The organism is Frigoribacterium sp. VKM Ac-2859 (assembly GCF_013204925.1).
Taxonomy (GTDB): domain Bacteria; phylum Actinomycetota; class Actinomycetes; order Actinomycetales; family Microbacteriaceae; genus Frigoribacterium.
In genome coordinates, this window is sequence record NZ_JABMLC010000001.1 from 1,492,151 (window position 1) to 1,504,737 (window position 12,587).

At 72.1% G+C, this 12,587-nt stretch carries 10 protein-coding genes; 3 read left to right on the forward strand and 7 right to left on the reverse strand.

What is annotated here, in order from left to right:
• Positions 1–19 precede the first annotated feature (19 nt).
• The 5 genes from HQQ78_RS06975 to HQQ78_RS06995 form a co-directional block, all read right to left on the reverse strand.
• Entirely contained in the window at positions 20–805 is a 786-nt protein-coding gene (locus HQQ78_RS06975; RefSeq protein WP_173151817.1) for an SDR family oxidoreductase, read from the reverse strand.
• Between the two features lie 283 nt (positions 806–1,088).
• Positions 1,089–3,461 (reverse strand): glycoside hydrolase family 3 N-terminal domain-containing protein, encoded by a 2,373-nt coding sequence (locus tag HQQ78_RS06980; protein ID WP_173151819.1) that lies wholly within the window; start codon positions 3,459–3,461, stop codon positions 1,089–1,091.
• A 41-nt stretch (positions 3,462–3,502) separates the two neighbouring features.
• The gene (locus HQQ78_RS06985) at positions 3,503–4,408 is read right to left on the reverse strand and encodes a carbohydrate ABC transporter permease (RefSeq protein WP_056047129.1); all 906 of its coding nucleotides are present in this window, start codon (positions 4,406–4,408) and stop codon (positions 3,503–3,505) included.
• Entirely contained in the window at positions 4,405–5,439 is a 1,035-nt protein-coding gene (locus HQQ78_RS06990) for a carbohydrate ABC transporter permease (RefSeq protein WP_371740385.1), read from the reverse strand. The genes HQQ78_RS06985 and HQQ78_RS06990 overlap by 4 nt, the downstream gene beginning before the upstream one ends.
• Before the next feature lie 10 nt (positions 5,440–5,449).
• Positions 5,450–6,736: an ABC transporter substrate-binding protein gene (locus HQQ78_RS06995; RefSeq protein WP_173151821.1), complete on the reverse strand. Its 1,287-nt coding sequence runs from the start codon at positions 6,734–6,736 to the stop codon at positions 5,450–5,452.
• A 147-nt stretch (positions 6,737–6,883) separates the two neighbouring features.
• Here HQQ78_RS06995 and HQQ78_RS07000 point away from each other — a divergent pair, with 147 nt between their 5' ends.
• Genes HQQ78_RS07000 through HQQ78_RS07010 form a run of 3 tightly spaced genes read left to right on the forward strand, consistent with a single transcriptional unit; the run spans position 6,884 to position 9,319 of the window.
• Positions 6,884–7,891: a LacI family DNA-binding transcriptional regulator gene (locus tag HQQ78_RS07000; protein WP_123571912.1), complete on the forward strand. Its 1,008-nt coding sequence runs from the start codon at positions 6,884–6,886 to the stop codon at positions 7,889–7,891.
• Between the two features lie 58 nt (positions 7,892–7,949).
• On the forward strand, positions 7,950–8,606 hold the full coding sequence (locus tag HQQ78_RS07005) for a hypothetical protein (RefSeq protein WP_173151823.1): 657 nt from the start codon (positions 7,950–7,952) through the stop codon (positions 8,604–8,606).
• Positions 8,603–9,319, forward strand: coding sequence for a hypothetical protein (locus HQQ78_RS07010; protein ID WP_173151825.1), 717 nt, complete (start codon positions 8,603–8,605; stop codon positions 9,317–9,319). Before HQQ78_RS07005 ends, HQQ78_RS07010 begins: the two co-directional genes overlap by 4 nt.
• A gap of 280 nt (positions 9,320–9,599) precedes the next feature.
• Here HQQ78_RS07010 and HQQ78_RS07015 read toward each other — a convergent pair whose 3' ends face one another.
• Entirely contained in the window at positions 9,600–10,964 is a 1,365-nt protein-coding gene (locus HQQ78_RS07015) for an SLC13 family permease (protein WP_173151827.1), read from the reverse strand.
• A 117-nt stretch (positions 10,965–11,081) separates the two neighbouring features.
• Positions 11,082–12,443 (reverse strand): homoserine dehydrogenase, encoded by a 1,362-nt coding sequence (locus tag HQQ78_RS07020; RefSeq protein ID WP_371740386.1) that lies wholly within the window; start codon positions 12,441–12,443, stop codon positions 11,082–11,084.
• Positions 12,444–12,587 lie beyond the last annotated feature (144 nt).

Below are 12,587 nucleotides of genomic sequence, written 5' to 3' on the forward strand. Positions count from 1 at the left end.
TGCGGGCCGGCGGGGTGCCTCAGTACTTGGCGGACTGCCCGCCGTCGATGGGCACGACGGCCGCGTTGACGTAGGTGGCGTCGTCCGACAGCAGGAAGGCGACGACCGAGGCGATCTCGTCGGCCTTGCCGTAGCGCTTGGTCGGGTTGATCTGGATGAACTGCTCGGCGGCCTTCTCGGGGTTCTCGGCGTCGATCTGACGCATCGAGGCCTCGACCATGGGCGTCCAGATGGCGCCGGGGGCGATCGCGTTGACGCGGATGCCGAACTCGCCGTATTCGACGGCCGAGTTGCGGGTCAGGCCGACGACGCCGTGCTTGGCCGCGGCGTAGCCCGACTGGTTGCCGACGCCGCGGATGCCGCCGACGCTGGCGGTGTTGACCACGGCACCGCCGTCGCCCTGCGACCGCATGACGCCGAGCACCTTCTCGAGACCGAGGAACACCCCGCGCAGGTTGATCGAGACGACCTTGTCGAACTCGTCGGCGCCGAACCGCTCGGTGAGGTTCTGCTTGCCCTCGATGCCGGCGTTGTTGAAGAACGCGTCGATGCGCCCGAAGCGCTCGACCGTCGCCGACACGTAGCGCGCGACGTCGTCCTCGCTCGACACGTCGGCGACGACGGTCACCACCTCGGCCCCGGGGACGGCCTCGAGCACGGCGGCCTGCGAGTCGGCGAGGCCCTTCTCCGAGACGTCGACGAGGGCGAGCTTCGCGCCCTCGCTCGCGACGCGGACGGCGGCGGCCCGGCCGAGGCCCGACCCTCCGCCGGTGATGAGGACGACCTTGTCGGTGAAACGCTCCATGGGACGGGCTCCGGTTCTCTCGTTCGGTGAGGCCCGACGCGGCGCCGGGCCAGTGGTCGCGCGACCGTGCGCGACTCGCCGTAAGGCTACACATGTCGCCTTACTGCGCCCTGACCGTGGTGGCCGCGCCGCGCCTCCCGCCGCCCCACGACGCGACGAACCCCGTTCACGAAGAAGAACCACGAGAAAACGGGGTTCATCTTCGTGAACGGGGTTCGGGGCGCAGGAGGCGCGGGCCGGGCGACCCGAGGAGGCGCGGGTCGACCACCCGAGGAGGCGCGGGTCAGCGCCCGGCGCGCGTCCCGATCTCGACGCCCACGATCCGCTCGTCGGCGATCGTCACGGGGTACACGTCGCCCGTCAGCCGCACCGTCGCCTCGGTCTCCCGCTCGGCGCACGAGCCGCCGACCCACAGCTCGACGTCCCCGGGCTCGACGACCCGTCGGTGCTGCCGGTCGGTCAGCGCCAGACGGGTGGTGGGGACGCGGAAGACGACCCGCGCCTCCTCACCGGGTCCGAGCGCGACGCGCGCGTAGCCGAGCAGCTGCGCGACGGGCCGGGTGACCGAGCCGACGACGTCGTGCGCGTAGAGCTGCACGAGGTCGGTGCCGGGGCGGTCGCCCGTGTTGGCGACCGTCACCGAGGCGACGAACGAGCCGCCCGCCGGCACCTCGGCCGAGTCGACGACCAGGTCGGAGCGTCGCCACGAGGTGTACGACAGCCCGTGGCCGAAGGGCAGCACCGGCGTGCTGTCGGCGCTCGTCACCTCGGACGGCCCGCCGAGCACCGGGTGCAGGTACGAGAACGGCTGCGCGCCGGCCGACCGCGGCAACGACACGGGCAGGTGCCCGGACGGCTCGACGCTGCCGGTCAGGACGCCGGCGACGGCGGCCCCGCCCTCCTCCCCCGGGAAGAACGCCTGGACGACGGCGGCGGGCGCCCCCGCACCCGACACCGCCCACCCGATGGCGTACGGCCGGCCCGAGAGCACGACCATGACGGTCGGCGTGCCGGTGGCGACGACGGCCTCGACGAGCTCGCGCTGCACCCCGGGCAGCTCCAGGCTCTCGACGTCGTTGCCCTCGCCGACGGTGCCCCGGCCGAACAGGCCGGCCCGATCGCCGACCACGACGACCGCGACGGAGGCGGCGCGGGCGGCCTCGACCGCCGCGTCGATGCGTGACCGGTCGTCGCCCTCGACGTCGCAGCCGGCCTCGACGACGACGTCGGCGGAGGGCAGCTCGATGCGCAAGGAGGCGGCGACGGTCGGCAGGTCGATGCCGAGCGGCACGCCGGGGTGGTGCGCCAGCACGTGGTTGACGAACGAGTAGCAGCCCATCAGGGCCTCGGCGCTGTCGCCGTTCGGGCCGACCACCGCGACCGACGCCGGGCCGGTCCCCGCGACGTCGGCACCACCGGTGGCACCCGCCGCCCCCCGCACGAGCGGGAGCACGCCGTCGTTCGTCAGCACGACGACCGACTCGTCGGCCAGCCGCCGCGCGACGGCCCGGTGCTCGGCCGAGTCGAGGTCGATCGCGGTCGGCGGCGCCGTCTCGAACGTCTCGTCGAGCAGCCCGAGCTCCTCCTTCTCGGCGAGCACGCGGATCACCGCCCGGTCGACCAGCGCCTCGTCCACGTCTCCGGCCCGCACCCGCTCGGCGAGGGGCGCGAGGTAGGCGTCACCGGTGGGCAGCTCGACGTCGATGCCGGCCTCGAGGGCCAGCGCGGCGGCCTCGCCCCGGTCGGCCGCGACGGCGTGCATCACCTGCAGGAACGCCACCGAGAAGTAGTCCGACACGACCACGCCGTCGAACCCCCACCTGCGGCGCAGCACCTCGGTCAGGTACGACGGCGTCCCGGCGACCGGAACCCCGTCGATCTCGGCGTACGAGTTCATCACCGACCGCACCCCGCCGTCGAGCACGGCCATCTCGAAGGGCGGCAGCAGCACGTCCTCGACGAACCGCGGTCCGACCTGAGCCGGTGCGTGGTTGCGCCCCGCGGCCGAGGTCGAGTAGCCGACGAAGTGCTTGAGCGTCGCGTGCACGCCGGCCGCCTGCAGCCCCTTCACGTAGGCGGTGCCGATGGTGCCGACGACGTAGGGGTCCTCGGCGATGCACTCGTCGACCCGACCCCAGCGGGTGTCACGGATGACGTCGAGCACGGGCGCGAGACCCTGGTGCACGCCGAGGTCGCGCATGGACCCGCCGATCAGCCGGGCCATCTCCTCGACCAGCTCGGGATCGAACGACGCGCCCCAGGCGAGCGGCGTCGGGAACGTCGCGGCCTGCCAGGCGGCGAGGCCGGTCAGGCACTCCTCGTGCACCAGCGCGGGGATGCCCAGTCGGGTCTCGTCCCGCAGGCGGCGCTGTTCGCGCCACAACCAGGAGGCGCGCTCGACGGGGTCCACCGGCCGCGTCCCGTAGACCCGCGTCAGGTGCCCGAGCCCGTGTCGGGTCGCCTCGACGTAGTCGCCCGACGTCGCCATCTCGCCCTGCATCGGGGCGACGTTCTCCGCGCCCTGGTCGACCCACCAGCCGACCAGCTGGGCGAGCTTCTCGTCGAGGGTCATCTCGGCCAGCAGCGACGCCACCCGGTCGGAGGCGCGGGGTTCGCCGACCGTGAGGGCCTGCGGTCGGTGAGCGGTGTCGGTCATGTCGGCTCGCGCCTCCTGGTCTGTGACGGTGTCGGTGGCGGTCATCCCTTGACCGCCCCGGTGAGCCCGCCGACGATGCGGCGTTCGAAGAGGCTGAAGAAGATCAACGCGGGCAGCATCGAGAGCGCCGTGAAGGCGAGAACCCGTGCCGTGTCGACCGAGTACTGCGACGAGAACGCCTGCACGCCGAGCGGCAGGGTGAACGTCGACGGGTCGTTGAGGATGAACAGCGGCAGCAGGTACGAGTTCCAGGCACCGATGAAGGCGAGGATGCCCACCGTGATCACGCCGGGCAACGACAGCCGGACGACCATCCGGAAGAAGAAGCCGAGGCGGCTGCAGCCGTCGATGAACGCGGCCTCCTCGATCTCGTCGGGGATCGCACGGAGGAACGGCACGAGGATGATGATCGTCGTCGGCAGGGCGAAGGCGATCTGCGGCAGGATGACGCCGGCCAGCGAGTTCGTCAGGCCCAGGTCGCGGATCACGAGGTACAGCGGCGTGATCGCGACGGTCATCGGGAACATCAGGCCCGCCGCGAAGAGCGCGTAGAGCACCCCGCGACCGGCGAACCGGTACCGCGCCAGGACGTAGCTGGCGGCCAGGCCGAGCGCCACCGTGCCGATCGTGGTCGCCCCGGCCGAGATCAGCGAGTTGCCGACCTGTCGCCAGAACGTGCCGCCGGTCAGGACGTCGAGGTAGTTGCCGACCTGCCACGGGCTCGGGAACCCGGACGGGTCCGTCGTGATCTGCGCGTTGGTGCGGAACCCGCCGATCACGATGAACGCGACGGGCGCGAGCATCGCCACGATGACGACCACCGCGACCACGTACGCGACGCCGCGACCGGGGTCGGCGATGCCGCGCCTCCTGCGGGTCGACGGCCGGGGCGCCGCGGGCGCGGGGGTGCCGCCGCGGGGGCGGGCGGGCAGGGTGCTGGCGGTCATCGTTCTTCTCCTGCGGTGGTGGCGGAGGTGGTGACGGCCCCGGCCGTGTCGCGTCGCAGCACGAAGCGCTGGTAGACGAGGGCGACGACGAGGGAGATGAGGAACAGCACGACCGCGACGGCGTTGCCGTAGCCGTAACTGCCCGAGGTGCGGCCGTTGGCCACCATGTAGGTCGCCATGGTCGACGTGCCGGCGGTGGCCGCGATGTACTGACCCCAGATGATGTAGACGAGGTCGAACAGCTGCAGCGAGCCGATGATCGACAGGAACGCCCAGATGCGCAGCGTCGGTCCGAGCAGCGGCAGCGTGATGCGGCGCTGGATCTGCCACCAGCTCGCGCCGTCGATGGCCGCGGCCTCGCTGAGCTCCTCGGGCACGCCCTGCAGCCCGGCCAGGAAGAGGATGACGGCGAAGCCGACGTACTTCCAGGTGATGATGACGAGCAGGGTCCAGATCGCGATGCTCGGATCGGCGAGCCAGTCGGTCGCGAACGAGCCGAGGCCGACCTTGGTGAGCAGGTCGTTGACGGCGCCGCTGCCCTGGAGCATGAGGCTCCAGCCCGTGCCGACGACGACCTCGCTGATGACGTAGGGCACGAAGATCAGCACGCGGATGAGCGACTGACCGCGCAGCTTGCGGTTGAGCAACAGCGCGAGCCCGATGGCCACCGGGCCCTGCAGCACGAGCGAGAGCACGACGATCGTGGCGTTGTGCCGCAACGCGTCGAGGAAGGTCGGGTCCTGGAAGATCGTGACGTAGTTGCGGAACCCGACGAAGTCGGTCGGCGGGCCGAAGCCCGACCAGCTGAAGAAGCCGTAGTAGGCGGCCATCACGATCGGGAAGACCACGAACGCCAGGAACACCACGAGGGCGGGACCGACCAGCAGGGCGATCTCGAGGCCGCGGGCGCCACGCCCCTTCCGGGACACGGCCCGGGAGGCCACCGGGGGCGAGGCGAGTGCCTCGCCCCCGGCGGTGGCGTGAGGCCGCGAGGGTGCGGCGGGCCGCACGGAGGGTTCGCGGAGACTCACGATCCGACCTCTACGCCTTCTTGGCGGCGGCGTCGACGGCGTCGACGAACTGCTGCGGCGTGCCGTCACCCGAGAGCAGGTCGACCACGGCGACGTTCATCGCGTTGCCGACGTTCAGGCCGTAGACGGTGTCGAGCCACTGCGAGACGAAGGGGGCGTCGTTGTAGGCGCTGAGCACGTCCTGCAGGTAGGGCTCGGTGACGGCCTCCTGGGCGACCGTGTTGACGGGAGGCGCGTTGAAGGCCTTGTAGTAGGCCGTCTGCACGTCGGGGGTCGCCAGGTAGTTCAGGAAGTCGACGCACGAGTCGGGCGCACCGGCCGAGCACGAGTACCCGTCGACCCCGCCCATGATGGCGCCGGTCTCGCCGTCACCGCCGTCGACGGCGGGGAAGGGGAACCAGCCCAGGTCGGACAGCGGCTGCTGGTCGGGCGTGAGCGAGGCGATGACGCCCGGGTTCCAGGCACCCATGAGCTCCATGCCCGCCTGGTGGTTGGCGATCAGACCGGCCGAGCTGCCGGCGCCCTGCTGGGCCGCCGTGGTGAGGAACCCGTCGTTGAACGGCTCGGTGTCGCGGAAGTCGGCGAGGTCCTCGGCCGCCTTGACCCAGCAGTCGTCGCTGAAGTCACGGTCGGTCGCGGCCTTCTCGAGGACGTCCGAGCCGCACGAACGCAGCGCGAAGAAGAAGTACCAGTGGGCGGCGGGCCAGGCGTCCTTGCCACCGAGGGCGACGGGCGAGACGCCCGAGCCCTTCAGGGCGGTGACGGCCTGGTCGAGCTCGTCCATCGTCGTCGGGGCCTCGGTGATGCCGGCGGCGTCGAAGAGGTCCTGGCTGTACCAGAAGCCACCGGGGAGCACGGCGACGGGCATCGAGTACACCTTGCCGTCGACCGAGCCCGACCCGAAGGTCCCCTCGCTGATGTCCTTCTTGGCGTCGTCCGAGATGACGTCGGTGAGGTCCTTGACCTGTCCGGCCGAGACCATGGCCTGGAGCTTGCCGCCGCCGCGCTGCAGGAACACGTCGGGGGCGTCGCCCGAGTTGAGGGCGGTCTGCAGCTTGCTGTCGAAGTCCTCGTTCTGCACGGTCTGGACGTCGATCTTCACGTCCGGGTTGGCCTTCTCGAAGTCGGCCGCGGTGGCCGTCCAGAAGTCCTGGCCGGGGCCGGTCGTCGAGTTCTGCCACAGGGTGAGCGTGCCGTCGTCCGACCCGCTTCCGCCCCCGGTGCTGCAGCCGGTCAGCAGTCCCGCTCCGATCAGCAGGGCCGCAGACCCGGCCAGGAGCCGTCGAGATGTGGTCATGGTTCCACCTTTTCCTCTTCGTTGAGCGGCCGTGGTCGGCCGAGCGTGCCGTGCTCCGATGCGCGGCATGGCCTCAGTGTCGAAAACGGCGGGGACGGTGTCAAACGTTTTCGAAAACCATTTCCGTCGGGCTAGGCTGCCGACGTGATGACGGCACGGGTGACGATCCACGACGTGGCACGGGCTGCCGGGGTGTCGGTCGCGACGGTGTCCAAGGCGGTCAACGGCCGCTACGGCGTCTCGGCCCAGGCGATCGAGCGCGTCATGGCGGCGGTGGACGAGCTCGGCTACGAGTCGAGCCTGGTGGCCAGCAGCATGCGGGCCCGCCGCACCGGGGTGATCGGCGTGCTCGTGGCCGACTTCGAGCCGTTCAGCTCGGAGGTGCTCAAGGGGGTCGGGGCGGCCGTCCGGTCGCGGGGCGCCGAGTACGACCTGCTGGCCTACAGCGGGGCGCACCGCGGCGAGAACACCGGGTGGGAGCGTCGCTCGCTCAGCCGGTTGAGCGGCACGCTGATCGACGGCGCGATCCTCGTCACGCCCTCGGTGCTGACCACCGCCGCGAGCATCCCCGTGGTGGCCGTCGACCCGCACACCGGGCGCACCGACCTGCCGTCGGTCGAGGGCGACAGCCGGGGCGGGGCGCTGCTCGCCGTCGAGCACCTGCTCGGCCTGGGGCACCGGCGCATCGGCTTCCTGGCCGGACGCCCCGACCTGCGCTCGGCGTCGTTGCGCGAGGCGGGCTACGTGCAGGCGCTCCGGGCGGCCGGCATCACCCGCGACCCGGCGCTGACCCGCAACGGCGACTTCGAGTTGACGGCCTCGCGCCAGGCGGCCCGCTCGCTGCTGACGAGCCCCGACCGGCCGACGGCCGTCTTCGCCGCCAACGACCTCTCGGCCATCGCCCTGCTGCGCACCGCGCTCGACCTCGGCCTGCGGGTGCCCGACGACCTCAGCATCGTCGGGTTCGACGACATCCCCGAGGCCTCCCGCGAGTCGCCTCCGCTGACCACCGTGCAGCAGCCGATGCAGCGGCTCGGCAGCGCGGCGGCGGGCATGCTCTTCACGATGCTCGAGGGCGGCGAACCGGCCGCGCCCGAGGTGCAGCTGCCGACGCGGCTCGTGGTGCGCGGGACGACGGGGCCGCCGCGCGGGTGAGCGCGACCTGCTCCTGCTCTTCCACAATCATTCGCGTTCGCGTACGGTTGTGCACACCATGGCCGAACTGAGCGCGTCCGAATACGCGAGACGTCACGACATCTCGACCCGTCGTGCCCAGGCGGCCGCAGCGGCCGGACTGCTCGACGCCCGGTGGGTCGGCGGACGATGGCTGATCGACGACGCCGTTCCGCATCGACGGCAGCCCGGCCGACCGCTCTCGCACCGGTCGGCCGACGCCCTGGTGGCTCGGCTGACCGGTGACCCCGACTGGGCCGTCGGATTGTCGCCCAGCGAGCGGGGCCGGACGCTCGCCCGGGTCGACGAACTCCGGCAGGGCACGACGCCGTCCGACCGCCTCGCCCTCTGGCTACGGACCGCCCACCCCACGGCCCGGGGGTTCGAGGCACCCGCGGCCGACCTCCCCGATCTCCGACTGGACACCCGGCTCACCCCTGGGGGCAGCAGCGACGAACGCTCGGGCATGAGCGACGGCGGCAGGCTCGAGGCACACGTGTCCGCCGCCGACCTCGACGCCGTGGTCCACGAGTACCTGCTCGTCCCGTCCCGCCGACCGAACACCGCCCTGAGGGTCCACGACGGCGCCGCACCGCGCCCGCTGCCACTCGGCACCCTCATCGCGGACCTGGCGACGAGTGCCGGACCACGAGAACGGGCCGCCGCCGACAGGTTGATCCTCGAGGGCTCGCGATGATCGTCGCGCCCACGCTCCGAGCCGCCCAGGCCGACGCCTGGCACGCCCTCTTCGAGGTGCACGAGCGCCTGCCGGCCGGCTGGGCCGTCGTCGGCGGCCAGATGGTCCAGTCCCATTGCTGGGAGCGCGGGTCGACGTCGGCCCGCCCCACGAACGACGCCGACACCGTGCTCGACGTGAGGGCACATCCGACGATGCTGCTGCGCTTCACGACGGTCCTGCGCGACTGCGGATTCGTCGCGGACGGCCAGAGCTTCGAGGGCCATCAGCACCGCTGGGTCCGGGGCGAGGCCCAGATCGACGTCCTCATCCCCCGCTTCCTCGGCGAGCGCGCGTCGTCCCGTCGCGGGATCACCGGCGGGACGACCCTGGCCGCACCCGGTGCCCAGGGCGCCGTCGACCGAGCGCGCGTCGTCGAGGTCCGGGTGAACGGCCGCGACGGTGCCGTCCTGCGGCCGACCCTGCAGGGCGCGCTCCTCGCCAAGGCCGCGGCCGTCGAGATCCCGGGAGACGACCACACGCGACACCTCGTCGACATCGCCACCCTCGGGTCGCTCGTCTCCCGCCGGGATCGAGTGGCGACGGACGTCACCGAGACCGAGCGTCGCCGCATCCGTGCCGCCCTCAGCCTCATCGAGTGCGATCCGCTCATCTGCCGGGTCGCGGACGTCGACCCGATCGTCGTGGACCGGCTGCGCCTGGCCTTCGCCTGACGCCCCCCGCAGACCCCGGTGTCGCCCTTGACACCAGAGTCCGTGCCGAGAGTTCGGGCTCCCGACCGTGCCGACGGTTCGGGCCGCCGACGGCGTGCCGCGACAGGGTCGGTCGGACACGGGGCACCCCGGGAGGCACCCGGGCATGTCTTCGGAGCGGCACGCCTCCCCCGTTTGGGCGACGTCGAGAGAAAGACGGGAACGCAGGAGGCGCGGGTCACGCGACCCGCGCCTCCTGCGTCCTCGGGGCCGTCAGGCCCGGCCGATCAGGCCCGACCGCTCAGGCCCAGAGGAACGGCACCACGAACACCAGCAACGTGACGACCGGTCCGATGACCACCATCGAGAGGCCCCATCGGGTCAGGTGGCGGTAGAGGCGCGGACGATCCTCTTCCACGCCCGAGGCGACGATGGTCGCGCCGGTCGTGCCGAACGGGGCGCAGTCGACGAGCGACGCGGAGATCGCCAGGGCGTAGATGAAGCCGGTCATCTCGAGTCCGCCGCCCGGCACGAGCAGGGGGACGGCGAGCGGGATGAGCGCACCCAGGATGCCGATGGTCGACGCGAAGGCCGACACGAGTCCGGCGATCACGCAGATGACGAACGCGGCGAGCAGCGGCGACGAGACCGACCGGGCGACCTCGCCGAGCTGGTCGATGGCACCGAGCCGCGTCAGCACGCCGACGTACGTGATGATGCCGCCGAGCAGCAGGATGGTGTTCCAGTCGACTCGCGCCAGCGACGCCCGGCCCACGTCGGGCTTCACGAAGGCGAGGAAGACGGCGAGCGTCAGCGCGACGGCACCGAGGTTCAGGTCGACGTCGAGCAGCGTGATCGTGAAGAAGCCGACGATCAGCACGGGGATGCTCACGAGCACGACGACCTGGTAGGCGCCCAGCCGGGTGGCCGTGGCCGGCTCCGTCAGCACGGCCGTGCCGCCCGCACCGCGCCCCGTACCTGCACCGGCACCGCGCCCGGCACCGCGCGTGCCGCCGGTCCCGCCGCCTGCCGTCGTGGCCCGGGCCGCGCCCGCCGCCCGGGTCCGGGCGATCAGCTCGCGACCGCCGAACAGGAAGAACGCGACCAGCACGACGAGCGTGTTGACGCCCACCGAGAGGCCGAACATGAGACCCGGGTTGTAGGGGATGCCCGAGGCCCGCGCCACCGTCATGACCGTGATGCCGTTGATGCTGGTCGGGGCGAGGGCGCCACCGACGATGGCCGAGCTCATGACGATGCCCATCATCGTCGAGTGGATCTTGTGCTTGTGCGCCAGGCTCATCGCGATCGGCACGATCGTGAACGCCGCGTGCGACGTGCCGAGGCAGGCGACCAGCGTGCCGATGACGAACATCGCCCACGGGATCAGCGCCACGCGGTCGCCGATCAACCCGACCGAGCGGTCGACCAGCCAGTCGACCACCCCGGTCTCGCGGGCTATGCCGAACAGGTAGGTGATGCCGAGCAGGATCAACAGGGCGTCGACCGGGAATCCGCCGAGGACGTCGTCCAGGCTCTCGCCCACGACGAGCACGCCGACGAGGAGGGCCGCGACGAGCGCCAGGGCTCCCATGTGCACGTTGCGGATCGCCGAGAGGGCGAAGACGGCCACGAGGACGATCAGCGCGACGAGCTCGACGCTCACGAGGTCGCCGCCGGGGTGGGTTCGGTCGGATCGGGGGTGTAGGGCATCGTCGTCGATCTCCTGGTTCGGGGTGTCGCGGGTCGGGAGGGGGAAGGGGAAAGGTCGAGGAGGCGCGGGTCAGCGACCCAGCGCGAGCCCGGCCCGGTAGGCCGCCAGCGCCGCCTCGGGCACGTCGGCGAGGTCGTCCAGTCGCACCAGGTCGCCGGGGGCCACGTCGGCCACGAGCCGCGCGCCGCCGAGCAGGTAGTAGGGCGCGATGCCGTCGTCGTCGGGGTCGACGATGACGGGGGCGACACCGGCGATCTCGTGGTGGTGGCCCTCGACGCGGAAGGCGGTGCCGGCCGACAGGGCCTCGCCGGCACGGGCCGCGAGGACCGTGTGCTGACGGGGCTCGGGCAGGCGTGACGTCCCGTCGACGGCGGCGACGATGCTCAGCGGGGTCTCGACGCCCATGAAGTGGTAAGGCCAGTAGATGCAGGCGTGACGGCCGTCGCGGCTGACGACGTGCCCCTTGCCGCGCAGCGTCTCCCAGGTGACGGGGTCGCCGGTGCGCACGATCACGAACACGCCGCCGGCGAAGCTGGCCTCACCCGGCAGGCGGAGCATCGAGAAGACGTCGACGACGCCGGTGCGGCCGAGCAGACCGCCGTCCTCGCGTGCCGTGTAGAGGTCGGCGAGCTCGTCCGGGCGGGCGACGGGGTAGTGCAGGGCCTCCACGTCGGCGCGGGCGCCGGTGTAGAGCGAGACGACGTTCATCTCGCAGGAGTCGGCGGCCGCCGCCCGCTTGAGGCCGGCGACCGCCGCGGCACGCGCCTCGACCGTCGCCAGGGGGTCGTCGCCCAGGTCGAGCAGCGATGCCAGGGAGGGGGCGTGCACGGTCGTGCCGGCCTGGTCGACGACGCCCGTGGCCGGGTCGAACGCGAGGTCGTACTCGCCCGACTTGCCGAGGGCCACGACGTCGAAGCCGCACTCGAGCACCCACGCCACGAGACGCAACAGGTTCGCGGGCTGGTCGCCGTCGCCGGGCAGGTACCGCAGACCGGCCGCACGGGCCTTGGCGCTCAGCGCCACGCCGGCGACGGACTCGACCTCCTTGCTGACCATGACGACGTGCACCCCGCGGTCGAGCGCGGTGTCCGCGTAGCAGTGCCCGGCCTCGATGCGACCGGTGGCCTCGACGAGGACGTCGACACCGTCCCAGTCGACGGCCGAGGCATCGGCGATCACGGCGATCGAGCCGGCCGAGACCGCCTCGGCGGTCGCCGCCGCCGTCGACGGCGTCGCGACGGACGAGGTGGGTACCCCGAGCTCGTGGAGCATGGCCGTCACCCCGTCGACGTCGGGGTCGACGAGCTGCGTGGCCGTCAGGTCGGGCAGGCGGCGCAGCTGGTCGAGCAGCGTGCGGCCGTAGCCACCGTTCGCGCCGGTGAGGAGGACGCGGACCGGAGTCGCGCGAGACGTCGTCGAGTGGAGGATCACCGTTGTTCCCGTTCGTTCAAGAGGCCAGGAGCGGCCCGGGCGAGCATGGCAACTGTAGCGAGACTTATCAAATTGTCAAACATCGCACCAAATAGTCACATAGACTGTCCTCGCCCACCCGCCGAGATCGAGGCGTCGTGAGCC